Raw genomic sequence first — 26,777 nt, 5'->3', positions numbered from 1 at the left:
GCGATGCCGAGGCATCGCTTTTTTTATGCGCGTCGCCGTGCCGCGCGCGTTCGACACCACGCGATCACGCGCCAGCCGAGCAACGCGATCACGATCGCGCCGTAAATCTTTGGCTGCTCGAAGTCGTGCTTGCCCGCCTTCATCCACCAGAAATGCAGGATCGCGAGCGCGGCGATCAGGTAGATCGCGCGATGCAAGGTCTGCCAGCGGCGGCCGAGCTTGCGCACCATCGCTTTCGGCGACGTCACGGCGAGCGGAATCAGCAGCACGAACGCCGCGAAACCCACCGTGATGAACGGCCGCTTGCCGATGTCCTTCAGCATCTCCGCGACATCGAACCATTTGTCGAACCAGATGTAGGTAGTGAAGTGCAGCACGGCGAAGAAGAACGCGTACAGGCCGATCATCCGCCGAAAGCGCGCGAGCGCCGTGATGCCGGTCATGCGACGCACCGGCGTGATCGCCAGCGTGATGCACAGATAGACGAGCGTCCAGCGGCCGGTCGAGCGCGTGATGAACTCGATCGGATTCGCGCTCAGGCCACCGTTCACGCCGGTCATGCCGAGCACGATGAGGCGCGCGAGCGGATACAGCATCAGGACGAACACGGCCACCTTCGCCGGCACGACCCAGCGCGGCCCCGACTGAACGCTGACCGTCGCGCGCGTTCCTTTGATTTGGGAAGCAGACGGCATCGCTCAGAAATTCTTCTTCAGGTCCATGCCCTGATACAGCGACGCGACCTGATCGCCGTAGCCGTTGAACATGAGCGTCTTGCGCTTCGGCTGGAAGAAACCGTCCTCACCGATACGCCGCTCCGTCGCCTGACTCCAGCGCGGATGATCGACGTTCGGGTTCACGTTCGAATAGAAGCCGTATTCGTTCGGCGCGTAGAGGTTCCAGCTCGTCGGCGGCTGCTTTTCGACGAAGCGGATCTTCACGAGCGATTTCGCGCTCTTGAAGCCGTACTTCCACGGCACCACGACGCGCACCGGCGCGCCGTTCTGGTTCGGCAGCACTTCGCCGTACAGGCCGACGGTCAGTAGCGTGAGCGGATTCATCGCCTCGTCCATGCGCAGGCCTTCGGAGTATGGCCATTCGAGGATCGGCGTCGAGAGACCGGGCATTTGCGACGGATCGGCGAGCGTGATGAACTGCACGTACTTCGCGTTGCCTTGCGGTTCGGCGCGCTTGATCAGCTCGGAAAGCGACACGCCGATCCACGGAATCACCATCGACCAGCCTTCGACGCAGCGCAGCCGGTACACGCGTTCTTCGAGCGGCGCGAGCTTCAGGATATCGTCGATGTCATAGACCTTCGGGTTTTTGATCGCGCCTTCGACCGACACTTTCCACGGCCGAGGGCGCAGCGTGCCTGCGTGTTCGGCGGGATCGCCCTTGTCGGTGCCGAACTCGTAGAAGTTGTTGTAGGACGTGATGTCCTTGAGCGGCGTCGGCTTGTCGAGCGCGACGAATCTGGCGTTCGTCGTCGCGGCGAGCTTCTGGCCTTTCGCATCGGGCGAGGTCAGCGTTGCATGGGCGAGGCCGCTCGCGCCCGCGAGCCCGGTCGCAGCGAATGCGCCGATCGAGCGGAGCGCGCGGCGACGGTTCTCGAACACGTCGCGCGGCGTGATCTCGTGACTTGCGATATCGCCACCGTAAAGATGACGGTTTCTTCCGATCCACATTTCCGTTCCTTTCATTGCGACGCCGGACGCGTCGCGGCTCTATGCCGATACGGTCGAAAACAGCAGTATGGATGCCAGTATTCCACCGCAAAGCGAAAAAAAACCGCCAGCGGGGCGCATGGCGGTTTTTTTCTGAATCGATGCGGCCCGATCAGAGCTTGCCGTAACTATGCAAGCCCGACAGGAACATGTTGACGCCGAGGAACGCGAAAGTCGTCACGATCAGGCCCGTGAGCGCCCACCACGCCGCCGCCGCGCCGCGCAGACCTTTCATCAGGCGCATGTGCAGCCACGCCGCGTAGTTCAGCCACACGATCAGCGCCCACGTTTCCTTCGGGTCCCAGCTCCAGTAGCCGCCCCACGCTTCCGCGGCCCACAGCGCGCCGAGAATCGTCGCGATGGTGAAGAACGCGAAGCCGACGGCGATCGACTTGTACATCACGTCGTCGAGCACTTCGAGCGACGGCAGACGGTCCGCCATGAAACCGCGCTGTTTCGCGAGATACGCGACAGAGACCATCGCGGAGAGCGCGAAGCTGCCGTAACCGATGAAGTTCGCCGGCACGTGGATCTTCATCCACCAGCTTTGCAGCGCGGGCACGAGCGGTTGAATCTGCTGTGCATCGCGGGCGATCGAATACCACATCAGGAACCCGACCGCCGCGCTGATCACGAGCAGCACGAACGCGCCCATTTGCCGCGTCGAGTAATGCTGCTCGTAGTAGAGATAGAACAGTGCCGTGATCAGGCAGAACAGCACGAACACTTCATACAGATTCGAGATCGGAATATGGCCGACGTCCGAGCCGATCATGTACGACTCGTACCAGCGCACCATCAGGCCGGTGAAGCCCATCAGCACCGCGACCCACGTCATGCGCGAGCCGATCGCGCCGCCTGTCTGCGAGCGCGTCACGAGACCGATCCAGTAGAAGAGCGTCGCGAGGATGAAAAGCGCGCTCATCCACAAAATCGCGGACTGGCTCGACAGGAAATACTTGAGGAAGAAATTGGTCTCGGCGCGTGCGAGATCGTGCTGATACAACTGGATCGACGACAGCGCCAGCACCGCGATCAGCGCGATCAAAAGGCGCACGGGCTTCCAGCGCCAGCCGAGCACGACGAACGTGGGCACCGCGCCGACCAGCACGGCCGTGTCGTACACGTCCATGTACGCGTGATAGCGGTTCAGCGCGAAGCCGGCGCCGGCGACCATCGCGAGCGCGAACAGCCAGTCGATGACGCCGAGCCGGCGCAAGAAAGGACGATCGTCGAACACGGCGACATCGGGAAGATCCGATGCCGGACGCTCCGTCTGAACGGTTGCGCGGGGGGAGGATTGTGTGAGGTCCATGATCTTACCGTGTTGAAACTTCCGAGCTCGGGGTCTCGGATTGCGAGTGCCGGGGCGCACCGGATGCCGGGGACGGATCGGCCGGGCCCGCCGGCTTCACGCCGAGCGCCGCCGCGATCTGCGCGCGCGTGCGCACGAATTCCTTCTCGAAATCGAACGTGCGGCGCGCCGTGGACATCGCCATCAGCACGCTCGCGCCGCCCTGCCCTGTATCTTTGAGCCAGAACCAGAGCCGGCGTTCGCGCACGTAGAACATCGCGAAAATGCCGACCACCAGCAGAAGGCTGCCAAGATACACCAGATTTTTACCCGGCGCGCGCGTCAACTGGAATACCGAAGCTTGCACCTGCTTGAAGTTGTCCAGTTGCAGGAAGACGGGCGAACCGTACAGAAAGCTGTCGGAAAGCGCGTTGATGGACGACTGCACGAACGCGGAGTTCTTTTCATCCACTTTAGCGTCGGGCAGGCCATTTTGCTCTCGGGAAATCTGCCATACGTCCCACATCGCGCCTTCGAGCATGCGCATCAGCAGGCCGGCGGCTTTTTCCTGCTCGCCCTTCGGCACCGATTTGTCGATGAACATCGCGATGCTCTGGAAACCGCCAATCATCTGAGGATTCGTGCTCGTCTTGCCCGTTTCGTCCGCGCCCGCGAAGAGGTTCAACACGCGGATCGCACTTTCCTCCAGATGCTTCTGCAGCTCGCCGTTTTCCTGCGGCACCGAGCGCAGCGCGAAACGGTGCGCCGCTTCGGCGCGCGTCGCGGGCGTGGCGAGCGCCGCGCGCAAGTCCATCCATTGCTTGACGGTGCTCTGCTCGTCGGCGGGAATGCGCAGATAGCGGAACGGATCGTTCGGGCTCACGCGCATGCCCGCGAGAAACATGCGCTGGCCGCTCACATCCACCGGCAGCATGTAGTTGCTGTACTCGCGCGCCTGGCCATCCGTGCCGCGCACCTTGTATTGCACCGACGGCCCGACGTTGCGCAGATCGGTCGGCTTCGATGTTTTCGCGCCGGAGCCGAGGCGCTCGTCGAACGCATCGCGCAGCGTTTCCTTCTTGCCGACACCGCGCGCGTCCGGCGCGCCGCTGCCATCGGTCATGTTCTCGACGTTGATCGCGCGGAAATCGGTGAACTCGACGGTTTCGCCCTGCGCGCCCGTGAACTGCGTGCCGATGGGCGCCGTGCCGCCGATCGTGCCGTTGAAGGGCGCGGTTTTGGCGCTGCCGCCGGTCATCGGCCAGGCGGTCATTTCGAGCTTCGAGCCGCCGTCCTGGAAACTCGATTGATAGATCGAGACGCCGTCGTAGGTGAACGGCTTGTTCACCTCGACGCGCGCCGGAATGCGCTTGCCCGTCTTGTGATCGATCACCACGATATCGCTCGCGAAGAGCTTCGGCATGCCGGTCGAGTAGTAGTCGACGATGAACTTGTTCAGCTGAATCGAGAACGGCAGATCCTGGATGATCGAGCCGTCCTGCTGGTTCAGGATCGCCGTGCCGACGAACTGGCCCTCGGGCACCCACGCGTAGCCGCGAAATGTGGGATTCGACGTCGACAGACGATGCTCGGCGGGAATGTCGTTGATGACGGCGTTACTGTTGATCGGCGTCTTGTTGAACATCCACATCTGCAATTTGATGGGCAGATTGCTGTCCAGCAGCCCGCCGATGCAGATCACCACGATCGCCACGTGCGCCGAGATATAGCCGATCTTGGTCATCGCGCCGCGCTTGCCCGCGATGAGCGTCGCGCCGTTGTCCGTCTGACGCGTGACGGTGCGATAACCCATCTTCGCGGCCACGCGCTCGAGGGTCGTCGCGGTTTGCACGCGGTTCGCCGCAACCGTGAATTCGCCCTTGTGATGAAACGCGCGCAGACCGCCTTCATGCACGCGATCCTTCCAGCTCTTGATGTCCGCGATCATCTTCGGGCTGTTGCGGATGACGCACAGCGACACCGAGATCACGAGGAAGATCAGGATCAGCATGAACCACCATGCGCTGTACACGGTGTAGATGCTGAGGCCACGGAAGATGTCTGCCCAGAACGGGCCGAACTGATTGACGTAGTTGGGATACGGATCGTCCTGCGTGAGCACCGTGCCGATGATGCTCGCGATCGCCAGAACGACCAGCAACGCAATGGCGAAGCGCATCGAACTGACCAGCTCGACGAAATGCCTGAAGGCCCGGCGGCCCGACTTCGACTGCATACCCGATGTGGTGACGCTCATTCAAACTCCGACTGGACAGCAAAAAAGGGTGGAGACGCTGGCGGTCTCATCGACCGACGTCCCACCCTTTTCTTGTTTTCGCGCCGGTCTTCTCGGATCTTCCCGGGACCGGCTTCGTAGTATGGGCGATTCCCTTTTTGATGTTGGGAACCGCTGGACGCTGACTGCTGCGTTTAATGCAAACCGGCGATGTAGTCGGCAACCGCCTTCATCTCCGCTTCATTCAGGCGCGAGGAAATCTGATGCATAGGCTCGCTGTTGCCGCGTTGCCCCGATGCGAAGGCGTTCAACTGCGCAACGGTGTAATCGCCCCACTGCCACGACAGCCGCGGATACTGCACCGGGATGCCCATGCCCGTCGCACCGTGGCAGGCCGCGCACGCCGGCACGCCCTTGTCCGCGATCCCGCCGCGGTAGATCTTCTGACCCAGCGCGACGTCGTTCTTGTCGCGCGCGTAGTTGGGCTTGGCCTTCTGCGACGCGAAATACGCCGCGACGTTCACCATGTCCTGCTCCGACAGCGCGCCCGCGATGCCCGCCATGATCGGGTTGTTGCGCGCCGGCGCCTTTGCGCCCGGCTGCGTCTTGTAATCCTTCAACTGCTTGACGATGTATTCCGCGTGCTGGCCGGCGAGCTTCGGAAACGCCGCGCCGGCGCTGTTGCCGTCGGCCGCGTGACACGCCGCGCACACCTGGGTCGCGATGGCCTGGCCTCTCGCCGCATCCGGCTTCGCCGGTTGCGCGGGCTCCGCCGCATTCACTGACGCCGATACCGCTAATCCACTCAAACCTGCACCGAAAGCCGCCGCTGCCCGAATCACCACCAGAGACCTGTACAGTCGGTTCATTCGCGTACCCTGTTTTTCGTCTTGTGAGAATGTGAGGTTCTGCAAAAAACGACGGCGACCGATCATCGCCGCAAGATACCCGAACTCGCTGAACGAAGAGGCTCAAAAAGTGCCCCAAAAACTGTCTCGCTCCTCTATGGGTGCCGCCTGCGGCTTGGGTCTTGCGTGCCCGCGCTGATCTTTAAAAATCCGTCGTATTGTACAATAACCCGCTACACGCAAAGACGCCAGTCGGGGCATGCCCAGTATTCGCCGGGTTCTCAAGGCTTCTGGTATTCACCGCTCATTCGATTGGGTCCGCCAATGTCATTTCTGCTTCACCAATCCCGTTTCTTCACCACCGTCAATCATCTGCGCGATCTGCCGCCTACGCCGCAGCCGGAAATCGCATTCGCGGGGCGCTCGAACGCGGGTAAGTCGACGGCGATCAACATCCTGTGCAATCAGAAGCGGCTCGCGTTCGCGAGCAAGACGCCTGGACGCACGCAGCACATCAACTACTTCTCGGTCGGGCCGAAAGACGCGCCGGTCGGTTATCTCGTCGATCTTCCGGGCTACGGTTACGCCGAAGTCCCGGGTGCCGCGAAGGAGCATTGGCAGCGGCTGCTTTCCACCTATCTGCAAAGCCGCGCGCAACTGTGCGGCATGATCCTGATGATGGATTCGCGCCGCCCGCTCACGGACCTGGATCGCATCATGATCGACTGGTTCGCGCCGACCGGAAAACCGATTCACGCGCTGCTCACCAAGTGCGACAAACTGACGCGACAGGAGATGACCAACGCCCTGCGCGCGACGAAGAAATCCTTCGCGGAATACAAGGACGCCGGTTATCGCGGCGAACTGACCGTGCAGCTCTTCTCCGCGCTCAAGCGCACGGGTCTCGATGAAGCACACGAACAGTGCGAAAGCTGGCTGATGCCCGAAGAAGCCGGCGAGAACGCGTCGGAAGGCACAGCCGAGTGAGCCGTCTCACGCACGCTCGGGCATAAAAAAACCCGCCGAATGACGGCGGGTTAATAGCCTAATCGAAGTTCGACAGGCACCCGCTCAGGGAGGAGAAGCGGGGAGTCCGGCGGCAAGCGCCTCGCTCGATCGGTATGATATACCATTGTCTCAAAACGGTTTCAGACGCGGCCAAGTCCTTGTTCGGCAAGGATTTACGCGCGTTCTGCGACACGTTTTCGACCTCCCCTGAAGATCACCCATTCGAGTCGAAATATGAGCTTCTATCCACACCATCGTCCGCGCCGCATGCGCCGCGATGACTTCTCGCGCCGTCTGATGCGCGAAAACCTCCTCACCACGAACGACCTCATTTATCCGGTGTTCATCGTCGAAGGGACGAATGCGCGGCAAGCCGTGCCGTCGATGCCCGGCGTCGAGCGCACCTCCGTCGACCTGCTGATGAACGTCGCCGAGCAGTGCGTCGAACTGGGCGTGCCGGTCATTTCGCTGTTTCCGGCGATCGAGCCATCGCTCAAGACGCCCGATGGGCGCGAGGCCACGAATCCCGAAGGTCTGATTCCGCGCGCCGTGCGCGAGTTGAAGAAGAACTTCCCGATGCTCGGCGTGCTGACCGACGTCGCGCTGGATCCGTACACGAGCCACGGCCAGGACGGCGTGCTCGACGAAGAAGGCTACGTGAAGAACGACGAAACCAGCGAGATCCTCGTCGAGCAGGCGCGCACGCAGGCTGAAGCCGGCGTCGATATCGTCGCGCCTTCGGACATGATGGACGGCCGCATCGGCGCGATCCGCGAGATGCTCGAAAGCGAAAGCTACATTCATACGCGCATCATGGCGTACGCGGCGAAATACGCGTCGGCGTTCTATGGTCCGTTCCGCGATGCCGTCGGCTCGGCCGCGAATCTCGGCAAGAGCAACAAGATGACGTATCAAATGGACCCGGCCAACTCCGATGAAGCGATGCGCGAAGTGCGCATGGACATCGAGGAAGGCGCGGACATGGTGATGGTCAAACCGGGCATGCCGTATCTCGATATCGTGCGCCGCGTGAAGGACGAGTTTCGCTTCCCGACTTACGCGTATCAGGTGAGCGGCGAGTACGCGATGATCAAGGCGGCCGCGCAGAACGGCTGGATCGATCACGACAAGGTGATGATGGAAGCGCTGCTCGCGTTCAAGCGCGCGGGCGCGGATGGCGTGCTGACGTATTTCGCGCTGGATGCCGCGCGGATTCTGCGGGCGTCGAAGTAAGTTTTCCTGCTTCAGATGTGAGAAGGGCGATGCTTCACGGCATCGCCCTTCTTTTTTACCCGTTCGAAGGACCGACCTTGTCGAGACTCTTCAGGAACGTATCGGCCGATTCGTAGCCGACCACGCGCGCGACTTCGTTACCCTGCGCATCGAAGAAAATGATGCCCGGCGGACCGAACAGCCTGAAGCGCTTCAGAAGCGCCTGGTCGTCGGCGTTGTTGGCGGTCACGTCCGCGCGCAGCAGATTGAGTTGCGCGAGGCGCGCCTGCACGCGGACGTCGGAGAAGGTCAGCTTCTCCATTTCCTTGCAGGACACGCACCAGTCGGCGTAGAAATCGAGCATCGCGGGGCGTGCAGCCGATTTGACCGCCGAGTCCAGTTCCGCCGACGAGCGCACCGGTGCGAACATTGGCCCTGGCGTTGTCGCGGACGCGGACGAGTCGCCCCTCGAAGCCAGTACGGCGAGCGGACGCAGCGGATCCGTCGAACCCGCCGCCAGCCCGACGAGCAGCGTCGCGGCCCAGATCGCGAATGCGGCGCCGAGGCCGCGCCCGAGCCGCTTCCATATGCCGACAGGCGCCGTCGCGCCCGACGAGAACAGCCCGAGCGATGCCGCCGCGATCAACAGCCACAGCGCCGCGAGCAACATCTGCGCGACACTGCCGATGACGGGCCACACGATCCACAACGCCGCCCCGAGCAGCACGACGCCGAAGAACACCTTCACGCCATCCATCCACACGCCGGCGCGGGGCAGGATCGAGCCCGCGCCCAATCCGATGATGAGCAACGGCACGCCCAGCCCGATGCCCATTGCGAAGAGCGCCGCGCCGCCGAGCACGGCGTTGCCGGTATGCGCGATGAATGCGAGCACCGCGAAAAGCGGCGCGGTCATGCACGCGCCGACGACGAGTGCGGAAAGCGCGCCCATCACCGCGACGGCCGCAAACTTGTCGCCGCTGCGTTGCCGCGATGCCTCGTTCACGCCGCTCTGCCAGCGCTCGGGCAACGCGATGTCGACGCCCGAAATCAGCGCGATGGCGAACGCGGCGAGCAGCACGCCGAACGCGCCGAGCACCCACGGGTTCTGCAGCCACGCGCCGAGACTCTGGCCGATCAGCGCCGCCGCGATGCCGAGCACGGTGTACACGAGCGCCATGCCGATCACGTACGACACGGACAATGCAAATCCGCGGGTGCGCGTCACACGCGCGCCTTCACCGACGATGATCGCGGAGAGAATCGGGATCATCGGATACGAGCATGGCAACAGGCTCAGCACGATGCCTGCGAGAAAATACAGTCCGACAACAGCGAAAAATCCGCCACCTTCGAGCATCGATTGCGCGTAATCGGCGTTCGTCGCGCGCTCGAACCATGAACGGCTATTGTCCCCGACTGTGACAGGCACAGACGGGGACGCGCCCGGCGGTTGCAGCGCGTCGCCCTTGACGCGATACGTCTTCTCCATCGGCGGATAACAGATGCCCTGATCCGCGCATCCTTGCGAAGTCACGGCGAGTTCGAACGGGCCCTTTGCCTGCGTCACCGGAATACGGATGATCAACTCGCCGCGATACGTCTCGACGTCCTTGTTGAATGTCTGATCGAAATGGACTTTGCCGGCCGGCAGTTGCGCCGCACCGATCGTTGCATCGCCGCTCTTCACCGCGAACGCAAAACGCTCGCGGTACATGTAATAGCCGTCCGCGATCTTGTAACGCACGTCCACTTCGCCGGGCTTCTCGGATGCGCTGAATTTGAACGCGACATCGGGATCGAGAAAATCGTCGGCCGCGCGCACGGCGCCCGACAGCAGCGCAAGCGCCGCGAGGAACAGGAAGGCGCCGAAGAATCGCCGCGCAATGAGACGAGAAAGCTCAAACATGAAGAGGACGCTGCGTTTCTGCGTTGACCCACTGTCCATAGGCCGGTGAAGCGTCCACCTGCCAGACGAGGATTTCGGGCGTTTCATATGGATGCCGAGCGTCGACAAAGCGCTGCAACTCCTCGCTGCGCGCGATGCTCGTCTTGAACAACAACTGCACTTCCTGCGACGACTCCAGCGCGCCCTTCCAGTGATATTGCGATGACACCCCGCCAAGATTCGTCACGCAGGCAGCGAGCCGCGCTTCCAGCACCGCTTGCGCGAGCGCATCGGCCGCGGCGGCATCGGGCAACGTGGAAAGCATCAAAACGACGGGGACGTTCACTCAGGTGCTCCGTGGAAAAGCGTGACAGGCCAATTGCATATCGTAGCATCGCCGGCAGCGGCGCATCTTTACGGCCCGTCGCGCTGAAATGTCGCAGCCAGAATGCAAAAAGGCCAAGCTGAGCTTGGCCTTTTCACTAACAACCCGAACCGGAATTTATTCCGCTTCTTGCACTTCTTCCGTCTCTTCGACTTCCGGGCGATCCATCAACTGGACCAGCGCCATCGGCGCGTTGTCGCCGACGCGGAAACCGAACTTCAGGATGCTCAGATAGCCACCCGGACGGTTCGCGTAGCGCGGGCCGAGAACGTCGAACAGCTTCGCGACGGAATCACGATCGCGCAGACGGTTGAACGCCAGACGGCGGTTTGCGAGCGACGGCTTCTTGCCCAGGGTGATGAGGGGCTCGACGACCTTGCGCAGTTCCTTGGCCTTCGGCAGCGTCGTCTTGATGACTTCGTGCTCGATGAGCGAATTCGACATATTGCGGAGCATTGCCAGACGATGGCTGCTCGTGCGGTTCAGTTTCCGCAGACCATGCTTATGACGCATTTTCAGTTCCTTTAACGAGTTTTGATCCAGCTCTTCTATTGCGCCCTATTTCGGGTGCACGGGCCGGTCAGAGAAAAGCAAAGACGCGGATTTTAAAGCAGAATCCGCGTCTTTGCCAGTAACGCTTTCGACCTTCGGAGTTACTTGTCGAGACCAGCCGGCGGCCAGTTTTCGAGCTTCATACCGAGCGTCAGACCGCGCGAAGCCAGCACTTCCTTGATTTCGTTCAGCGACTTGCGACCGAGGTTCGGCGTCTTCAGCAGTTCGTTTTCCGTGCGCTGGATCAGATCGCCGATGTAGTAGATGTTCTCGGCCTTCAGGCAGTTCGCGGAACGAACCGTGAGTTCGAGATCGTCCACCGGACGCAGCAGGATCGGATCGATCTGCGGCGCACGCGACGGCGCTTCCGCTGCCGCTTCGGTGCCTTCCAGCGCTGCGAACACCGACAACTGATCGACCAGAATGCGAGCCGACTGGCGGATCGCTTCTTCCGGCGAAATCACGCCGTTGGTCTCGATATTCATCACGAGCTTGTCGAGGTCGGTACGCTGTTCGACACGCGCGCTTTCGACGGCGTAGCTCACACGGCGAACCGGCGAGAACGAAGCGTCCAACACGATGCGACCGATGATCTTCGCCGACTCTTCGCCGTAACGGCGCACGTTGCCCGGCACATAGCCGCGGCCCTTTTCGATCTTGATCTGAACGTCGAGCTTGCCGCCCTTCGACAGATGCGCGATCACGTGTTCCGGGTTGATGACTTCGCAGTCGTGCGCGAGTTCGATATCGCCGGCCGTGACAACGCCTTCGCCTTCCTTGCGCAGCGTCACCGTGACTTCGTCGCGGTTGTGCAGCTTGAAGACGACGCCCTTCAGGTTCAACAGCAGGTTGACCACATCCTCTTGCACACCATCGAGCGTCGAGTATTCGTGCACGACGCCTGCGATCGTCACTTCGGTCGGCGCGTAGCCGATCATCGACGACAGCAGCACGCGCCGGAGCGCGTTACCCAAGGTGTGGCCATAGCCGCGTTCGAACGGCTCCATAACCACCTTCGCATGGTTTTCACCAAGCGATTCAACTGCAATGATCTTGGGCTTCAACAAACTGGTTTGCATAGGTTTTCCTTTTCAATACCCTCGGCTCGTTACACCGATAAGGCTGACCGGTAACAACCTGAAAATAAACAGCCGAGGCCACCCCTTGCCACGAGCAATCAGGCTCCCCGGCTGTCAATCCATTACCGCCGCGATTAACGCGAATACAATTCGACGATCAGGCTTTCGTTGATGTCTCCGGCGATGTCGCTACGCTCGGGCATCGACTTGAACGTGCCTTCGAACTTCTTCGCATCGACCGACACCCAGCTCGGCATACCGCCTTGCTCGGCCAGCGACAGCGCTTCGACGATACGAGCCTGCTTGCGCGACTGTTCGCGCACGGACACGACGTCGCCCGACTTCACTTGCAGCGACGGGATGTTCGCGACTTGGCCGTTCACCATGATCGACTTGTGGCTCACGAGCTGACGCGCTTCGGCGCGCGTCGAGCCGAAGCCCATGCGATAGACGACGTTGTCGAGACGCGACTCGAGCAACTGCAGCAGGTTTTCGCCCGTCGGGCCCTTGCGGCGGTCGGCTTCAGCGAAGTAGCGGCGGAACTGACGCTCCAGCACGCCGTAGATACGCTTCACTTTCTGCTTCTCGCGCAACTGGGTGCCATAGTCGGACGTACGCGCGCCCGAGGTACGGCCATGTTGGCCGGGCTTGCTGTCGAGCTTGCACTTGTCGGCGAGCGAACGGCGTGCGCTCTTCAGGAACAGATCGGTGCCTTCACGGCGGGACAGCTTGGCTTTGGGACCGGTATAGCGTGCCACTTTGCATCCTTAAATATTGATTACGCGAAGTTTCCTCCGCGCTAGTCCGGACCCTTTGGGCCGAACGGTGGGCTTAGTTAAAGCTTACTAACGCACGAAACCCGTCGATACTTGCGCATCGACAGGAAACATGCGGTCGCGTCGTCGTATTAGATACGACGGCGCTTCGGCGGACGGCAGCCGTTGTGCGGGACCGGCGTCACGTCGGAGATCGCGGTGATCTTGATGCCAAGACCATGCAGCGCGCGCACCGCCGATTCGCGGCCAGGACCGGGGCCCTTGATCCGTACTTCGAGGTTCTTCACGCCGTATTCCAGTGCCACGCGGCCAGCCGACTCGGCTGCGACCTGAGCTGCAAAGGGGGTCGACTTACGCGAGCCCTTGAAGCCCTGACCACCCGAGGTCGCCCATGCGAGCGCGTTACCTTGACGGTCGGTGATCGTGATAATGGTGTTGTTGAACGACGCGTGAACGTGAACCACGCCCTCGGCGACGTTCTTCTTGACCTTCTTGCGAACGCGTTGCGCCGCGGAGTTGTTCGAAGCCTTAGCCATTACGTTTTCCTGTAACTGTCAGTTCCGCTTACTTCTTCAGCGATTGCGCTGCACGACGCGGACCCTTGCGCGTACGGGCGTTCGTGCGCGTACGCTGGCCACGCAGGGGCAGGCCCTTGCGATGGCGCATGCCGCGGTAGCAACCCAAGTCCATCAGGCGCTTGATGTTCATCGTCACTTCACGGCGCAGGTCGCCTTCGACGATGAACTTGCCCACTTCGTCACGCAGCTTTTCGAGGTCTGCGTCGGTAAGGTCCTTGACCTTCTTCGAAAATTCCACACCAGCAGCGGTGCAAATGCCACGCGAGCGCGTGCGGCCGATGCCGAAGATTGCCGTCAGGCCGATCTCGGTATGCTGGTGATTCGGGATGTTAACCCCTGCGATACGAGCCATTGTTTTTCCTCAAACAAAAAGCGCAAGCAAAAGCGCGGCGTTCAGCCTTGACGCTGTTTGTGGCGCGGATCAGAGCTGCAAATCACGCGCACAACGCCCTTGCGCTTGATGATCTTGCAATTGCGGCAAATGCGCTTAACCGATGCCATCACTTTCATGATATTACCCTTTTTTCAAATCACTTCGCCCGGAACACGATCCGTGCACGAGACAGATCGTAAGGCGTCAATTCAACCGTAACCTTGTCGCCCGGCAGAATACGGATGTAGTGCATCCGCATCTTCCCGGAAATATGTCCCAGGACGACATGGCCATTTTCCAATTTCACCCGGAAAGTAGCGTTGGGCAGGTTTTCGATGACCTCGCCCTGCATCTGGATTACATCGTCTTTGGCCATGGTCCTAATTAACGCATCGGGACGTTGCCGCCCTTGAAGTTTGCCTTCTTGAGCAGCGACTCATACTGTTGCGACATAACGTACGACTGCACCTGAGCCATGAAGTCCATCGTGACGACGACAATGATCAGCAGCGACGTTCCACCAAAATAAAACGGCACGTTCCAGCGCAACACCAGAAACTCAGGCAGCAGGCACACGAATACGATGTAGATCGCACCAGCCAGCGTAAGACGCGTGAGGATGCGGTCGATATATCGTGCAGTCTGATCGCCCGGACGGATACCCGGAACGAAAGCACCGCTCTTCTTCAAGTTGTCGGCGGTTTCCCGGCTGTTGAACACCAGTGCGGTGTAAAAGAAGCAGAAGAAAACGATCGCCAACGCATACAGCAGCACGTACACGGGTTGGCCAGGCTTCAGCGCCTCGGCCACGTTGTGCAGCGTGTTCGCGAACCAGTTGGTGCGCGTACCCGAACTGAACCAGTTCAGGATGGTTGCCGGGAAGAGGATGATCGACGACGCGAAGATCGGCGGAATCACACCCGACATGTTCAGCTTCAGCGGCAGATGAGACGACTGTCCGCCGTAAATCTTGTTACCGACCTGCCGCTTCGCGTAGTTCACGAGGATCTTGCGCTGACCGCGTTCGATGAACACGACCAGATACGTGACCGCCGCGATCAGCACGACGATGATAATCGCCGAGATGATGCTCATCGATCCGGTGCGAACCAGCTCGAACAGACCACCGATCGCATTCGGGAAACCCGCCGCGATACCACCGAAGATGATGATCGAGATGCCGTTGCCGAGACCGCGCTCCGTGATCTGCTCACCCAGCCACATCAGGAACATCGTGCCCGTCACCAGCGTGACGACCGTCGTCAGCCGGAACACCATGCCGGGGTCCAGCACCAGAGCCGGCTGGTTTTCCAGCGCGACCGCAATACCGAACGCCTGGAAGGTCGCCAGGACCACGGTAAAGATACGCGTGTACTGCGTGATCTTCCGTTGTCCCGCCTGCCCTTCCTTCTTCAACGCCTCCATTTGCGGCGACACGATCGACAGCAACTGCATGATGATCGAGGCCGAAATGTAGGGCATGATGCCCAGCGCAAAGATCGTGAATCGCGACAGCGCGCCGCCCGAGAACATGTTGAACATGCCCAGGATGCCGCCAGACTGGCTTTGGAACAGCTTCGCCAGCTGATCCGGATCGATGCCGGGTACCGGAATGTGCGCACCAATGCGGTAGACGATCAACGCCAGCAGCAGGAATACTGCACGCCGACGCAGATCGCCGAATTTCGCCGCGCTCCGACCGGTTTTTGCGAGACTCGGGCTGTTAGCCAAGTACCTTCTCCGATGCTAGTGCTAGTAACGGCGAAAGCGCGTTACTCGGCGAACGAGCCGCCAGCGGCTTCGATTGCCTCGCGGGCGCCCTTCGTTGCCGTCAGGCCCTTCACCGTCACCTTGCGCGTGATCTCACCGGTCTTGATGATCTTTGCGCTCTTGATGAGCTCGCCGACCAGACCTGCTTGCTTCAACGCCAGAAGATCGATTTCGTCGACCGGCAGCTTCTCGAGATCGGCCAGGCGCACTTCACCGACGAATTCCTTCGTCAGCGACGTGAAGCCACGCTTCGGCAGACGACGCTGCAGAGGCATCTGACCGCCTTCGAAGCCGACCTTGTGAAAGCCGCCCGAACGCGATTTCTGACCCTTGTGGCCGCGGCCAGCGGTCTTGCCGAGGCCCGAACCGATACCGCGACCGACGCGACGCTTTGCGTGCTTCGAGCCTTCTGCCGGCTTCAGGTTATTCAATTCCATGTTCAACTCCTTGGATCCTAGGGTCAGCCGCTCAGCCGATGACCTTAACGAGGTACGAGACCTTGTTGATCATCCCGCGCACTGCCGGCGTGTCCTGCAACTCGGAAACCGAGTTGAGGCGACGCAGGCCGAGGCCACGCACCGTCGCACGGTGCGTTTCGCGGGTCCCGATCAGGCTCTTGACGAGCTGAACCTTGACAGTTTTTTCAGACATGGTGACCACCTTAGCCCAGAATGTCTTCGACGGACTTACCACGCTTCGCCGCGATGTCGGCCGGGGTCGACTGCTTGCGCAGACCGTCCAGCGTCGCACGAACGAGGTTGTACGGGTTCGTCGAACCGTGGCTCTTGGCCACAACGTTTTGCACGCCCATCACGTCGAACACTGCACGCATCGGACCGCCAGCGATCACGCCGGTACCGTCCTTCGCCGGAGCGAGGAGGACCGCCGAGGCGCCATGCTTGCCATGCACTTCGTGTTGCAGCGTACCGTTCTTCAGGGGCACCTTGAACATGTTGCGGCGGGCTTGTTCCATTGCCTTTTGAACGGCGACCGGAACTTCCTTCGCCTTGCCCTTGCCCATGCCCACGCGGCCATCACCGTCGCCAACCACGGTCAGTGCGGCGAAGCCGAGAATTCGGCCACCCTTCACGACCTTGGTCACGCGGTTGACTGCGATCATCTTTTCGCGCAGGCCGTCGTCGCGCTCGTCAGCCTGAACTTTCGCTTGCATCTTTGCCATGACGAATTCTTCCCTTAGAACTTGAGCCCGGCTTCACGCGCCGCATCAGCCAGCGCCTTCACGCGGCCGTGGTAGCGGAAACCCGAGCGGTCAAAGGCGACGGATTCGATGCCGGCAGCCTTGGCCTTTTCGGCGATACGCTTGCCGATCAAGGTCGCAGCGTTGACGTTGCCGCCCTTGCCCGATTTGTCGGCAAGTTGAGCGCGCACTTCAGCTTCCAGCGTCGAGGCGCTTGCCACGACCTTCGTGCCGCATGCCGAGAACACTTGCGCGTAGATATGCGTATTCGTGCGATGCACGGCCAGACGCGGAACCTGCAGCTCAGCGATCTTGATACGCGTCTGACGAGCGCGGCGCAGGCGAGATTGAGTCTTATCCATGATTGCGCACCCTTACTTCTTCTTCGTTTCTTTGAGGATCACGACCTCGTCGGAATAACGCACGCCCTTGCCCTTGTACGGCTCAGGCGGGCGATAGCCGCGCACTTCTGCTGCGGTCTGTCCGACTTTCTGCTTGTCGATCCCCTTGATCACGATTTCGGTCTGCGACGGGGTTTCAGCCTTGACGCCTTCCGGCATCTGGTGCACCACGGGGTGCGAGAAACCCAGCGACAGGTTCAGCTTGTCGCCTTGCGCTTGCGCACGATAACCAACGCCAACCAGCGTCAGCTTGCGCTCGAAACCCTTGGTAACGCCTTGCACCATGTTCGCCACCAAGGCGCGCATCGTGCCGGACATCGCGTTTGCTTCACGGCTCTGGTCCGTCGGAGCGAGCTTCAGCGTGCCATTCTCGTTCGTCACGCTCACCAGCTTGTTAGCCGGTTGCGAGATCGCGCCGAGCGGACCCTTGACGGTGATGACGTCGCCCTGGATGGCCACTTCCGCGCCTTGCGGCAACGTAATCGGGCTCTTACCTACTCGAGACATGTTTCTTCTCCTTAGGCGTTAAGCGACGTAGCAGATGACTTCGCCGCCGACGCCATTCTGGCGCGCCTTGCGGTCGGTCATCACACCCTTCGGCGTCGACACGATTGCAACGCCCAACCCATTCATGACCTGCGGGATGTCGTTGCGACCGCGGTACACGCGCAGACCAGGCTTCGAGACGCGCTCGAGGCGCTCAATAACCGGACGGCCAGCGTAGTACTTCAACGCGATGTTCAGTTCGATCTTCGCGCCTTCAGCCTTCACTGCGAAGTCGTCGATGTAACCTTCGTCTTTCAAAACCTGCGCAATCGCAACCTTGACTTTCGACGAGGGCATAGTCACCGAAACTTTCTCGACCATCTGCGCGTTGCGGATGCGAGTCAGCATATCGGCGATAGGATCACTCATGCTCATTTATGTTTCTCCTATTACCAGCTCGCCTTGGTCAGGCCAGGGATTTCGCCGCGGAAAGCGATTTCACGAATCTTGCCGCGTGCGAGTCCGAACTTGCGGAACGTGCCACGCGGACGACCCGTGATCGCGCAGCGGTTACGCTTGCGAGTCGGGTTCGAGTTACGCGGCAGTTGTTGCAGGGCCAGACGAGCGAGGTAACGCTCTTCGTCCGACTTGCTTGCGTCGTCGATCACAGCCTTCAGTTCAGCACGCTTCGGAGCGTACTTAGCAGCCAGGCGCGCACGCTTCTTTTCACGTTCGATCAGTGCCAGTTTAGCCACGGTAACCTCAGTTTCTGAACGGGAACTTGAAGCCGGCGAGCAGTGCCTTTGCTTCTTCGTCGGTCTTCGCAGTCGTCGTGATGCTGATGTTCAGCCCACGCAGCGCGTCGATCTTGTCGTAGTCGATTTCGGGGAAAATGATCTGCTCTTTCACACCGATGTTGTAGTTACCACGGCCGTCGAACGCCTTGCCCGACACGCCACGGAAGTCGCGCACGCGAGGCAGCGCAACCGTCACGAAACGGTCCAGGAATTCGTACATGGCATTGCCACGCAGGGTAACCATCGTGCCAATCGGGTAGCCTTCGCGGATCTTGAACCCAGCGATTGCTTTACGCGACTTGGTGATGACGGGCTTCTGGCCGGCGATCTTCGTGAGGTCGCCAACGGCGTGCTCGAGGACCTTCTTGTCAGCGACGGCTTCGCCAAGGCCCATGTTCAGGGTGATCTTGGTGAGGCGCGGCACTTCCATAACCGACTTGTAGCCGAACTTTTCAACCAGTTGCGGCACAACCTTTTCTTTGTAAATCTCTTGCAGACGAGCCATTTTTTAACTCCGCGTCAGGCGTTCAACGTGGCGCCGGTCGACTTCAAGAAGCGAACCTTCTTGCCGTCTTCGACCTTGATGCCAACGCGCGATGCCTTGCCGTTCGCGTCGACCAATGCGACGTTCGAAATATGCAGCGGCATCGTTTTGGCTTCCACACCGCCCGTCGTACCCTTCATCGGGTTCGGCTTCACGTGCTTCTTGACGAGGTTGATGCCCTCGACCGTGACACGGTCTTCCGCAACGGCCAGCACGGTGCCGCGCTTGCCCTTGTCCTTGCCGGTGATGACGATGACTTCGTCACCCTTGCGAATCTTATTCATCGCGACTCCTTACAGCACTTCCGGCGCGAGCGAAACGATCTTCATGAATCGTTCGCTACGCAGCTCACGTGTGACCGGCCCGAAAATACGCGTGCCGATCGGCTCGAGCTTCGTATTCAGAAGAACGGCGGCATTGCCGTCGAACTTGATGAGCGAGCCATCCTGGCGACGCACGCCCTTGGCCGTACGAACGACCACGGCGTTGTAGATTTCGCCCTTTTTCACGCGTCCGCGCGGCGTCGCTTCTTTGACGGTCACCTTGATGATGTCGCCAATGCTTGCGTAACGACGCTTCGAGCCGCCGAGCACCTTGATGCACATGACTTCACGTGCACCCGTGTTGTCGGCCACTTCAAGCCGAGTTTCGGTCTGGATCATGGTTTATCTTTCCCAACTTAATCCGATTGCACCACCATGGCACAGCCGGTCAGTCTTGGTCCCGTCAGCCATTCGGCTGCTTGGGTTAGAACAGGCAGCGAGGGCAGACGAAACCCGCCATCGCAATCCGGTGAATCTGTCGACTCAGGCTGGCGCCCAAGCCGGCTTCCCCCACCAATTTCGCCCGCGACGGGGCTCCCACAAAGAGGGAAGACCGAGATTATAACAAATAATCTCGGTCTTGCAAGCGAAACTTACTGCGACACTACTTACTACTGCATCGCTGTACTACTGCTTCAGCTTTAGATCACGCGAGCCGCTTCAACCAGCTTCGACACAACCCAAGCCTTCGTCTTCGAAATCGGACGGGTTTCCTGGATTTCGACGAGATCGCCTTCGTTGTACGTGTTCGCGTCATCATGCGCATGGTACTTCTTCGAGCGCACGACATACTTGCCGTAGATCGGATGCTTCACGCGGTGCTCGACCAGAACGGTGACCGTCTTGTCCATCTTGTTGCTGACGACCTTGCCGACCAGCGTCCGCTTGAGCGAGGTTTTTACGCTATCGTTCATTTCTGGTTCGCCTTCTCGGTCATGACGGTGCGCACGCGTGCGATGTCGCGACGGACCTTCTTCAGCTGGCTCGTGTTCGTGAGCTGCTGGGTCGCGAGTTGCATACGCAAGCCAAATTGCGCCTTGAGCAGATCCGACAGCTCCTTGTTGAGCGCGGCCTGGTCTTTCTGGCGAAGTTCAGTTGCCTTCATCATTTACTCCTTAGGCGCCGAGCTGACGGACCACGAAGTTCGTCTTGAGCGGCAGCTTGGCTGCGGCCAGACGGAACGCTTCGCGCGCCAGTTCTTCGGAGACACCGTCCATTTCGTACAGCATCTTGCCCGGTTGAATTTCAGCGACGTAGTACTCCGGGTTACCCTTACCGTTACCCATACGCACTTCGGCCGGCTTTTGCGAAATCGGCTTGTCCGGGAAGATACGGATCCAGATCCGGCCGCCACGCTTGATGTGACGCGTCATTGCACGACGCGCCGCTTCGATTTGACGCGCGGTCAAACGGCCGCGACCGATAGCCTTCAGACCGTATTCACCGAACGACACCGCGTTGCCGCGCGTCGCCTTGCCGGTGTTACGACCCTTCTGCTCTTTGCGATACTTTCTGCGTTTCGGTTGCAGCATCGTTATTCTCCAGTCTTCGCGTCACCGCCAGCGCGACGGGGACCGCCACGACGTGCGCCAGCCGGAGCACCTTCACCGTCACGGCGCGGACGGCGATCGCCACCCGGACGTGCGTTGCGGCGCGGACGCTTTTCTTCCGCCACTTCTTCCACGACCGGCGCTTCGTTGCGGCCGAGGGTGTCGCCCTTGTAGACCCACACCTTCACGCCGATGATGCCGTACGTGGTCTTCGCTTCCGACGTCGCGTAGTCGATATCCGCACGCAGCGTATGGAGGGGCACGCGACCTTCGCGATACCACTCGGTACGAGCGATTTCGATACCGTTCAGACGGCCCGCGCTCATGATCTTGATGCCCTGGGCACCAAGACGCATCGCGTTCTGCATCGCACGCTTCATCGCGCGGCGGAACATGATCCGGCGCTCGAGCTGCTGCGTGATCGAGTCAGCGATGAGCTGAGCATCCGTTTCCGGCTTGCGAATCTCTTCGATGTTGACGTGAACCGGAACGCCCATGCGCTTCTGCAGTTCAGCCTTCAGCGATTCGATGTCCTCGCCCTTCTTGCCGATGACAACGCCCGGACGCGAGCTGTAAATCGTGATGCGCGCGTTCTTGGCCGGACGCTCGATGACGACACGACCAACCGAAGCGTTCTTCAGCTTTTTCTTCAGATATTCACGAACACCGATGTCTTCCTGCAACATCGCCGCGAAATTGTTGTTGTTCGCGTACCAGCGCGAAGCCCAATTGCGGCTGACGGCCAAACGGAAGCCAGTCGGATGAATTTTCTGTCCCATCGTATGGCTCCTTAATTCCCGACCGTCACAGTGATGTGACAGGATTGCTTCTCGATGCGATTACCGCGGCCTTTAGCGCGCGCGGTGAAACGCTTCAGCGAAGCAGCCTTATCGATGTAGATGCTCTTGATCTTGAGCTCGTCGATATCGGCGCCTTCGTTGTGCTCCGCATTCGCGATCGCAGACAGCACGACCTTCTTGACGATACCCGCCGCCTTCTTCGGCGAGAACGTCAGAACGTTCAGCGCCTTGTCGACCGGCAAACCACGAATCTGGTCAGCCACAAGGCGCGTCTTCTGCGCCGAGATGCGGGCACCGCGATGAATTGCTTTCACTTCCATCTTGATAGCCCCTTATTTCTTGGCCTTCTTGTCGGCCGCGTGACCCTTGAACGTACGGGTCAGTGCGAACTCGCCAAGCTTGTGGCCGACCATGTTTTCCGTTACGTACACCGGAACGTGTTGACGGCCGTTGTGAACAGCGATCGTCAGACCGATGAAGTCCGGCAGAATCGTCGAACGACGCGACCAGGTTTTGATCGGCTTCTTGTCACGCGTCGATGCAGCCGCCTCAACCTTCTTCAGCAAATGAGCGTCGCAGAACGGACCTTTTTTAGCAGAACGTGTCATTGCCTACTCCTTAACGCTTGTGACGGCGCTGGACGATCATCGTCGTCGTGCGCTTGTTGCTACGGGTGCGATAACCCTTCGTCGGCGTGCCCCACGGGCTCACCGGATCGCGACCTGCAGCCGTCTTACCTTCACCACCACCGTGCGGGTGATCGACCGGGTTCATTGCAACGCCACGCACCGTCGGGCGGATACCGCGCCAGCGGTTCGCGCCAGCCTTACCGATTTGACGGAGGCTATGCTCTTCGTTGCCTACTTCGCCGATCGTCGCACGGCATTCGACGTGCACGCGGCGGATTTCGCCCGAACGCAGACGCACCTGAGCGTAGACGCCTTCGCGCGCCAGCAGCATGGCGGACGTGCCAGCCGAACGCGCCATTTGCGCGCCCTTGCCCGGCAGCATCTCGATGCAGTGGATCGTCGTACCGACCGGAATATTGCGGATCGGCAGGGCGTTACCTGCGCGGATCGGCGCTTCCGAACCGGACATCAGCTGCGTGCCGACCGTCAGGCCCTTCGGCGCGATAATGTAGCGACGCTCGCCGTCTGCGTACAGAACCAGCGCGATGTTCGCGCTACGGTTCGGGTCGTACTCGAGACGCTCGACCTTTGCCGGAATGCCGTCCTTGTTACGACGGAAATCGACGATACGATAGTGTTGCTTGTGACCACCACCCTGGTGACGCGTGGTGATACGGCCGTTGTTGTTACGGCCCGCCGACTTGGATTGCGTGTCGAGCAGCGCTGCGTGCGGCTTGCCCTTGTGCAGATCCTTGTTGACGATCTTGACCATCGCGCGGCGACCCGGCGAGGTCGGCTTAACTTTCACGATTGCCATGATTACTTGGCCTCCGCTTCAAAGTTGATTTCCTGGCCGGGCTTCAGGCAGACGTACGCCTTCTTCACGTCCTTGCGCTTGCCGTTGAAGCGGCCAAAGCGCTTTGCCTTGCCCTTCGTGACGAGCACGTTGACGGAATTGACTTCGACCTTGAACAGCAGCTCGACAGCAGCCTTCACTTCCTGCTTCGTGGCGTCCGGCGCGACTTCGAACACGACTTGTTCGTTCTTGTCGGCAACCAGCGTCGCCTTTTCGGAGATCACCGGCGCGAGCAGAACTTGCATCAAACGATGATCGTTTTTGCGAACTTCGCTCATGACAGCAACTCCTCGATCTGAGCGACCGCAGCCTTCGTGATCAGCACTTTCTTGAAGTAGATCAGCGAGAGCGGGTCGGCGTAACGCGGCTCGACAACTGCCACATGGGCCAGGTTGCGCGACGCGAGGTACAGGTTTTCGTCGACCGTATCGGTGATGACCAGCACGGACTCGAGACCCATCGCCTTGAATTTATCGGCCAGCAGCTTGGTCTTCGGGGCTTCGAGCGCCAGGTCTTCGACCACGGCGATACGGCCTTCGCGAGCCAGCTGCGAGAAGATCGAGCAGAGGCCTGCACGATGCATCTTCTTGTTGACCTTGTGCGAGAAGTTTTCTTCCGGCGAGTTCGGGAAGATGCGACCACCGCCACGCCACAACGGGCTCGACGACATACCGGCACGAGCACGGCCCGTACCCTTCTGACGCCACGGCTTCTTGGTGGTGTGCTTGACCTGCTCGCGGTCTTTCTGCGCGCGGTTGCCGCTACGTGCGTTCGCCTGATAAGCGACGACGATCTGGTGAATCAGGGCTTCGTTGTAATCGCGACCGAACACGACGTCCGATGCGTTCACGCCAGCGCCTTCCTGACCATTGGCATTCAGGAGCTTAAGTTCCATTATTTCGCTCCTTTCACAGCACCCGTCTTGACGGCCGGGGTCACGAAGACCTTGCCGCCCTTCGCACCCGGAACAGCACCGCGCACGAGCAGCAGATTGCGCTCTGCGTCGATGCGGGCGATTTCGAGGTTTTGAACCGTAACGGTTTCGTCGCCGAGGTGACCCGTCATGCGCTTACCCGGGAACACACGACCCGGATCTTGCGCCATACCGATCGAACCCGGAACGTTGTGCGAACGCGAGTTACCGTGCGATGCGCGGCCCGAACCGAAGTTGTAGCGCTTGATCGTACCGGCGTAGCCCTTACCGATCGACGTGCCTTGCACGTCAACTTTCTGGCCGACTTCGAAAATGTCCGTAGCGATGACAGCGCCGTTCGACAGTTCGCCTGCCTTGGCTGCATCGATATGGAATTCCTTGAGGATTTCACCGGCTTGAACGCCGGCTTTGGCGAGGTGGCCCGCCAACGGCTTCGTCACGCGCGATGCGCGGCGAGTACCGAATGCAACCTGAACGGCGGTATAACCATCCGTTTCAACGGTCTTGATCTGCGTCACGCGGTTGTCCGACACGTCCAGCACGGTGACGGGGATCGAATCCCCCTCAGGCGTGAAGATACGGGTCATGCCAACCTTGCGACCTACGAGTCCAAGGCTCATCGTTTTCTCCATTCCCAACTGCGATTGGTCGGGGCTGATTTACAAATGCCGCTTTCGTCACGGAAGACTGGAGCAGCTTACTTGCGTCTTTTTCGTGCGCGTAGGCGCGAAAAGCCTTGGAGTATAACAAGGCTTTTCGAATCCTGCAAGCAATCAAAGACTTAGCTCCATCTGGCCTTTCAGGGCCGGCCAGCGGGGCTTTGTGGACTTACTGCAGCTTGATTTCGACGTCGACGCCTGCCGGCAGGTCGAGCTTCATCAACGCGTCGACGGTCTTGTCCGTCGGGTCGACGATGTCCATCAGGCGCTGGTGGGTACGGATTTCGAGTTGGTCGCGCGACGTCTTGTTGACGTGCGGCGAACGCAGGATGTCAAAACGCTGAATACGCGTCGGGAGCGGCACCGGGCCACGAACGATCGCGCCAGTCCGCTTCGCCGTGTCGACGATCTCGGCTGCCGATTGATCGATCAGGCGATAGTCGAAGGCCTTCAGACGAATGCGGATTTTCTGGTTCTGCATGATGATTCCTTGAAAAGAGCGAGGCGGTATTGCACCGCACCTAGGCAAAAGAGCGTAGGACCGGATACCCGTTGAGGACAGGCATCCGGTCCCGGTTTTTACTGCGCTACTGCAACTTCAAATCGAGCAAGCCTGATATCTTACTCGATAATCTTCGCCACGACACCGGCGCCGACGGTACGGCCGCCTTCGCGGATTGCGAAGCGCAGGCCTTCTTCCATGGCGATCGGAGCGATCAGCTTGACCGTGATCGACACGTTGTCGCCCGGCATCACCATTTCCTTGTCCTTCGGCAGCTCGATCGAGCCCGTCACGTCCGTCGTACGGAAGTAGAACTGCGGACGATAGTTGTTGAAGAACGGCGTGTGACGGCCGCCTTCGTCCTTGCTCAGCACGTACACTTCAGCCGTGAAGTGCGTGTGCGGCGTGATCGAACCCGGCTTGGCCAGAACCTGGCCGCGCTCCACGTCTTCTCGCTTCGTGCCGCGCAGCAGGATACCGACGTTGTCGCCCGCTTGACCCTGGTCGAGCAGCTTGCGGAACATTTCCACGCCCGTGCAGGTCGTCTTCACCGTCGGCTTGATGCCAATGATTTCGATTTCCTCGCCGACCTTCACAACGCCACGCTCGATACGGCCGGTCACCACCGTGCCACGACCCGAGATCGAGAACACGTCTTCCACCGGCATCAGGAACGAACCATCCACTGCGCGCTCCGGCGTCGGGATGTACGTGTCCAGCGCGTCGGCCAGGCTCATGATCGCCACTTCGCCCAGCTCGCCTGTGTCGCCCTCGAGCGCCAGCTTGGCCGAGCCCTTGATGATCGGCGTGTCGTCGCCCGGGAAGTCGTACTTCGAAAGAAGCTCGCGCACTTCCATTTCGACCAGTTCGAGCAGCTCGGCGTCGTCCACCATGTCGCACTTGTTCAGGAACACGATGATGTAAGGCACGCCAACCTGACGCGCCAGCAGGATGTGCTCACGCGTTTGCGGCATCGGGCCGTCAGCGGCCGAGCACACCAGGATTGCGCCGTCCATCTGCGCGGCGCCCGTGATCATGTTCTTCACATAGTCAGCGTGGCCCGGGCAGTCGACGTGTGCGTAGTGGCGGTTAGCCGTCTCGTACTCGACGTGCGCCGTGTTGATGGTAATACCACGCGCCTTTTCTTCCGGCGCGGCGTCGATCTGGTCGTACGCCTTGGCTTCGCCGCCGAACTTCTTGGTCAGCACCGTCGTGATTGCTGCCGTCAGCGTGGTTTTGCCGTGGTCAACGTGACCGATCGTGCCCACGTTCACGTGCGGCTTGGTCCGCTCGAATTTACCTTTTGCCATGATTACCTTCTTTCAAAGTTTGGTTATCGGTTAAAGCTTGTGGCTTGCGCCGAATGACTTGC

Annotated in this window: 39 protein-coding genes; 2 read left to right on the top strand and 37 right to left on the bottom strand. The window is 60.4% G+C overall.

Annotation, left to right across the window (positions count from 1 at the left end; translation table 11 throughout):
* Nucleotides 1–23 precede the first annotated feature (23 nt).
* The 5 genes from msrQ to AWB78_RS25435 all read right to left on the bottom strand — a co-directional run bounded on the left by msrQ (nt 24) and on the right by AWB78_RS25435 (nt 6,126).
* Nucleotides 24–695: a protein-methionine-sulfoxide reductase heme-binding subunit MsrQ gene (gene msrQ, locus AWB78_RS25455; protein ID WP_062608739.1), complete on the bottom strand. Its 672-nt coding sequence runs from the start codon at nt 693–695 to the stop codon at nt 24–26.
* A gap of 3 nt (nt 696–698) precedes the next feature.
* On the bottom strand, nt 699–1,688 hold the full coding sequence (msrP, locus tag AWB78_RS25450; protein ID WP_062608738.1) for a protein-methionine-sulfoxide reductase catalytic subunit MsrP: 990 nt from the start codon (nt 1,686–1,688) through the stop codon (nt 699–701).
* Between the two features lie 151 nt (nt 1,689–1,839).
* Complete coding sequence (gene ccsB / locus AWB78_RS25445; protein WP_062608737.1) at nt 1,840–3,042, bottom strand: c-type cytochrome biogenesis protein CcsB; 1,203 nt, start codon at nt 3,040–3,042, stop codon at nt 1,840–1,842.
* Nucleotides 3,043–3,046: 4 nt separating this feature from the next.
* Entirely contained in the window at nt 3,047–5,278 is a 2,232-nt protein-coding gene (locus AWB78_RS25440) for a cytochrome c biogenesis protein ResB (RefSeq protein ID WP_062608736.1), read from the bottom strand.
* A gap of 173 nt (nt 5,279–5,451) precedes the next feature.
* On the bottom strand, nt 5,452–6,126 hold the full coding sequence (locus AWB78_RS25435) for a c-type cytochrome (RefSeq protein WP_062608735.1): 675 nt from the start codon (nt 6,124–6,126) through the stop codon (nt 5,452–5,454).
* Nucleotides 6,127–6,429: 303 nt separating this feature from the next.
* Here AWB78_RS25435 and yihA point away from each other — a divergent pair, with 303 nt between their 5' ends.
* Both yihA and hemB read left to right on the top strand, forming a co-directional pair.
* Nucleotides 6,430–7,092 (top strand): ribosome biogenesis GTP-binding protein YihA/YsxC, encoded by a 663-nt coding sequence (yihA, locus tag AWB78_RS25430; RefSeq protein ID WP_062608734.1) that lies wholly within the window; start codon nt 6,430–6,432, stop codon nt 7,090–7,092.
* Nucleotides 7,093–7,347: 255 nt separating this feature from the next.
* The gene (gene hemB / locus AWB78_RS25425; protein ID WP_062608733.1) at nt 7,348–8,346 is read left to right on the top strand and encodes a porphobilinogen synthase; all 999 of its coding nucleotides are present in this window, start codon (nt 7,348–7,350) and stop codon (nt 8,344–8,346) included.
* Between the two features lie 55 nt (nt 8,347–8,401).
* Here hemB and dsbD read toward each other — a convergent pair whose 3' ends face one another.
* The 32 genes from dsbD to tuf all read right to left on the bottom strand — a co-directional run bounded on the left by dsbD (nt 8,402) and on the right by tuf (nt 26,715).
* On the bottom strand, nt 8,402–10,234 hold the full coding sequence (gene dsbD / locus AWB78_RS25420; RefSeq protein WP_062608732.1) for a protein-disulfide reductase DsbD: 1,833 nt from the start codon (nt 10,232–10,234) through the stop codon (nt 8,402–8,404).
* A complete protein-coding gene (gene cutA / locus AWB78_RS25415) occupies nt 10,227–10,559 on the bottom strand; it encodes a divalent-cation tolerance protein CutA (RefSeq protein WP_062608731.1) in 333 nt (110 codons plus the stop codon). The genes dsbD and cutA overlap by 8 nt, the downstream gene beginning before the upstream one ends.
* A 156-nt stretch (nt 10,560–10,715) precedes the next feature.
* Nucleotides 10,716–11,111: a 50S ribosomal protein L17 gene (gene rplQ / locus AWB78_RS25410; RefSeq protein WP_008344047.1), complete on the bottom strand. Its 396-nt coding sequence runs from the start codon at nt 11,109–11,111 to the stop codon at nt 10,716–10,718.
* A gap of 140 nt (nt 11,112–11,251) precedes the next feature.
* Complete coding sequence (locus AWB78_RS25405; RefSeq protein ID WP_008344045.1) at nt 11,252–12,229, bottom strand: DNA-directed RNA polymerase subunit alpha; 978 nt, start codon at nt 12,227–12,229, stop codon at nt 11,252–11,254.
* 134 nt (nt 12,230–12,363) lie between these two features.
* On the bottom strand, nt 12,364–12,987 hold the full coding sequence (gene rpsD / locus AWB78_RS25400) for a 30S ribosomal protein S4 (RefSeq protein ID WP_062608730.1): 624 nt from the start codon (nt 12,985–12,987) through the stop codon (nt 12,364–12,366).
* 149 nt (nt 12,988–13,136) lie between these two features.
* Nucleotides 13,137–13,541, bottom strand: a complete 405-nt coding sequence (gene rpsK, locus AWB78_RS25395) for a 30S ribosomal protein S11 (protein ID WP_035506748.1) — start codon at nt 13,539–13,541, stop codon at nt 13,137–13,139.
* A 28-nt stretch (nt 13,542–13,569) separates the two neighbouring features.
* The gene (rpsM, locus tag AWB78_RS25390; protein ID WP_008344037.1) at nt 13,570–13,935 is read right to left on the bottom strand and encodes a 30S ribosomal protein S13; all 366 of its coding nucleotides are present in this window, start codon (nt 13,933–13,935) and stop codon (nt 13,570–13,572) included.
* A 41-nt stretch (nt 13,936–13,976) separates the two neighbouring features.
* Nucleotides 13,977–14,093 carry a 50S ribosomal protein L36 gene (gene rpmJ, locus AWB78_RS43835; protein WP_004199844.1) on the bottom strand — a complete coding sequence of 39 codons (117 nt, stop codon included), beginning with the start codon at nt 14,091–14,093 and terminating at the stop codon, nt 13,977–13,979.
* Between the two features lie 20 nt (nt 14,094–14,113).
* Nucleotides 14,114–14,332, bottom strand: a complete 219-nt coding sequence (infA, locus tag AWB78_RS25385; RefSeq protein WP_004521905.1) for a translation initiation factor IF-1 — start codon at nt 14,330–14,332, stop codon at nt 14,114–14,116.
* An 8-nt stretch (nt 14,333–14,340) separates the two neighbouring features.
* Nucleotides 14,341–15,687, bottom strand: coding sequence for a preprotein translocase subunit SecY (secY, locus tag AWB78_RS25380; RefSeq protein ID WP_008343935.1), 1,347 nt, complete (start codon nt 15,685–15,687; stop codon nt 14,341–14,343).
* Between the two features lie 41 nt (nt 15,688–15,728).
* Nucleotides 15,729–16,163 carry a 50S ribosomal protein L15 gene (gene rplO / locus AWB78_RS25375; RefSeq protein ID WP_062608729.1) on the bottom strand — a complete coding sequence of 145 codons (435 nt, stop codon included), beginning with the start codon at nt 16,161–16,163 and terminating at the stop codon, nt 15,729–15,731.
* Nucleotides 16,164–16,194: 31 nt separating this feature from the next.
* Nucleotides 16,195–16,377, bottom strand: a complete 183-nt coding sequence (rpmD, locus tag AWB78_RS25370) for a 50S ribosomal protein L30 (protein ID WP_010106952.1) — start codon at nt 16,375–16,377, stop codon at nt 16,195–16,197.
* Between the two features lie 10 nt (nt 16,378–16,387).
* A complete protein-coding gene (gene rpsE, locus AWB78_RS25365; RefSeq protein WP_062608728.1) occupies nt 16,388–16,906 on the bottom strand; it encodes a 30S ribosomal protein S5 in 519 nt (172 codons plus the stop codon).
* 14 nt (nt 16,907–16,920) lie between these two features.
* Nucleotides 16,921–17,286: a 50S ribosomal protein L18 gene (gene rplR, locus AWB78_RS25360; protein ID WP_062608727.1), complete on the bottom strand. Its 366-nt coding sequence runs from the start codon at nt 17,284–17,286 to the stop codon at nt 16,921–16,923.
* Nucleotides 17,287–17,298: 12 nt separating this feature from the next.
* Nucleotides 17,299–17,832, bottom strand: coding sequence for a 50S ribosomal protein L6 (rplF, locus tag AWB78_RS25355; protein ID WP_062608726.1), 534 nt, complete (start codon nt 17,830–17,832; stop codon nt 17,299–17,301).
* Between the two features lie 18 nt (nt 17,833–17,850).
* Nucleotides 17,851–18,246, bottom strand: coding sequence for a 30S ribosomal protein S8 (rpsH, locus tag AWB78_RS25350; RefSeq protein ID WP_035506756.1), 396 nt, complete (start codon nt 18,244–18,246; stop codon nt 17,851–17,853).
* Between the two features lie 14 nt (nt 18,247–18,260).
* Nucleotides 18,261–18,566, bottom strand: coding sequence for a 30S ribosomal protein S14 (gene rpsN, locus AWB78_RS25345; protein WP_008343864.1), 306 nt, complete (start codon nt 18,564–18,566; stop codon nt 18,261–18,263).
* A 7-nt stretch (nt 18,567–18,573) separates the two neighbouring features.
* Nucleotides 18,574–19,113, bottom strand: coding sequence for a 50S ribosomal protein L5 (gene rplE, locus AWB78_RS25340; RefSeq protein ID WP_014192474.1), 540 nt, complete (start codon nt 19,111–19,113; stop codon nt 18,574–18,576).
* Nucleotides 19,114–19,127: 14 nt separating this feature from the next.
* A complete protein-coding gene (rplX, locus tag AWB78_RS25335; RefSeq protein ID WP_061120222.1) occupies nt 19,128–19,436 on the bottom strand; it encodes a 50S ribosomal protein L24 in 309 nt (102 codons plus the stop codon).
* A gap of 9 nt (nt 19,437–19,445) precedes the next feature.
* The gene (gene rplN, locus AWB78_RS25330; RefSeq protein WP_006998478.1) at nt 19,446–19,814 is read right to left on the bottom strand and encodes a 50S ribosomal protein L14; all 369 of its coding nucleotides are present in this window, start codon (nt 19,812–19,814) and stop codon (nt 19,446–19,448) included.
* A gap of 302 nt (nt 19,815–20,116) precedes the next feature.
* The gene (gene rpsQ, locus AWB78_RS25325) at nt 20,117–20,389 is read right to left on the bottom strand and encodes a 30S ribosomal protein S17 (protein WP_008343854.1); all 273 of its coding nucleotides are present in this window, start codon (nt 20,387–20,389) and stop codon (nt 20,117–20,119) included.
* Complete coding sequence (gene rpmC / locus AWB78_RS25320; RefSeq protein ID WP_008343853.1) at nt 20,386–20,580, bottom strand: 50S ribosomal protein L29; 195 nt, start codon at nt 20,578–20,580, stop codon at nt 20,386–20,388. The genes rpsQ and rpmC overlap by 4 nt, the downstream gene beginning before the upstream one ends.
* A 10-nt stretch (nt 20,581–20,590) precedes the next feature.
* Nucleotides 20,591–21,007 (bottom strand): 50S ribosomal protein L16, encoded by a 417-nt coding sequence (gene rplP / locus AWB78_RS25315; RefSeq protein ID WP_008343852.1) that lies wholly within the window; start codon nt 21,005–21,007, stop codon nt 20,591–20,593.
* Between the two features lie 2 nt (nt 21,008–21,009).
* Entirely contained in the window at nt 21,010–21,804 is a 795-nt protein-coding gene (gene rpsC / locus AWB78_RS25310; protein ID WP_062608725.1) for a 30S ribosomal protein S3, read from the bottom strand.
* A gap of 11 nt (nt 21,805–21,815) precedes the next feature.
* Nucleotides 21,816–22,145, bottom strand: coding sequence for a 50S ribosomal protein L22 (gene rplV, locus AWB78_RS25305; RefSeq protein ID WP_018420150.1), 330 nt, complete (start codon nt 22,143–22,145; stop codon nt 21,816–21,818).
* Between the two features lie 12 nt (nt 22,146–22,157).
* Nucleotides 22,158–22,433: a 30S ribosomal protein S19 gene (rpsS, locus tag AWB78_RS25300; RefSeq protein ID WP_008343850.1), complete on the bottom strand. Its 276-nt coding sequence runs from the start codon at nt 22,431–22,433 to the stop codon at nt 22,158–22,160.
* Between the two features lie 10 nt (nt 22,434–22,443).
* Nucleotides 22,444–23,271: a 50S ribosomal protein L2 gene (rplB, locus tag AWB78_RS25295; protein ID WP_062608724.1), complete on the bottom strand. Its 828-nt coding sequence runs from the start codon at nt 23,269–23,271 to the stop codon at nt 22,444–22,446.
* A gap of 2 nt (nt 23,272–23,273) precedes the next feature.
* Nucleotides 23,274–23,588 carry a 50S ribosomal protein L23 gene (gene rplW, locus AWB78_RS25290; protein WP_035967599.1) on the bottom strand — a complete coding sequence of 105 codons (315 nt, stop codon included), beginning with the start codon at nt 23,586–23,588 and terminating at the stop codon, nt 23,274–23,276.
* Nucleotides 23,585–24,205 carry a 50S ribosomal protein L4 gene (gene rplD / locus AWB78_RS25285; RefSeq protein ID WP_062608723.1) on the bottom strand — a complete coding sequence of 207 codons (621 nt, stop codon included), beginning with the start codon at nt 24,203–24,205 and terminating at the stop codon, nt 23,585–23,587. Before rplD ends, rplW begins: the two co-directional genes overlap by 4 nt.
* Complete coding sequence (rplC, locus tag AWB78_RS25280) at nt 24,205–24,864, bottom strand: 50S ribosomal protein L3 (protein ID WP_062608791.1); 660 nt, start codon at nt 24,862–24,864, stop codon at nt 24,205–24,207. The genes rplD and rplC overlap by 1 nt, the downstream gene beginning before the upstream one ends.
* A gap of 208 nt (nt 24,865–25,072) precedes the next feature.
* A complete protein-coding gene (gene rpsJ, locus AWB78_RS25275; protein WP_006998489.1) occupies nt 25,073–25,384 on the bottom strand; it encodes a 30S ribosomal protein S10 in 312 nt (103 codons plus the stop codon).
* 140 nt (nt 25,385–25,524) lie between these two features.
* Complete coding sequence (gene tuf / locus AWB78_RS25270; protein WP_062608713.1) at nt 25,525–26,715, bottom strand: elongation factor Tu; 1,191 nt, start codon at nt 26,713–26,715, stop codon at nt 25,525–25,527.
* Between the last annotated feature and the right edge of the window lie 62 nt (nt 26,716–26,777).

It is taken from the genome of Caballeronia calidae, from assembly GCF_900044055.2.
GTDB lineage: Bacteria > Pseudomonadota > Gammaproteobacteria > Burkholderiales > Burkholderiaceae > Caballeronia > Caballeronia calidae.
The sequence above is the reverse complement of the archived record's forward strand: the minus strand, read 5'-3'. Positions and strand labels throughout refer to the sequence as shown.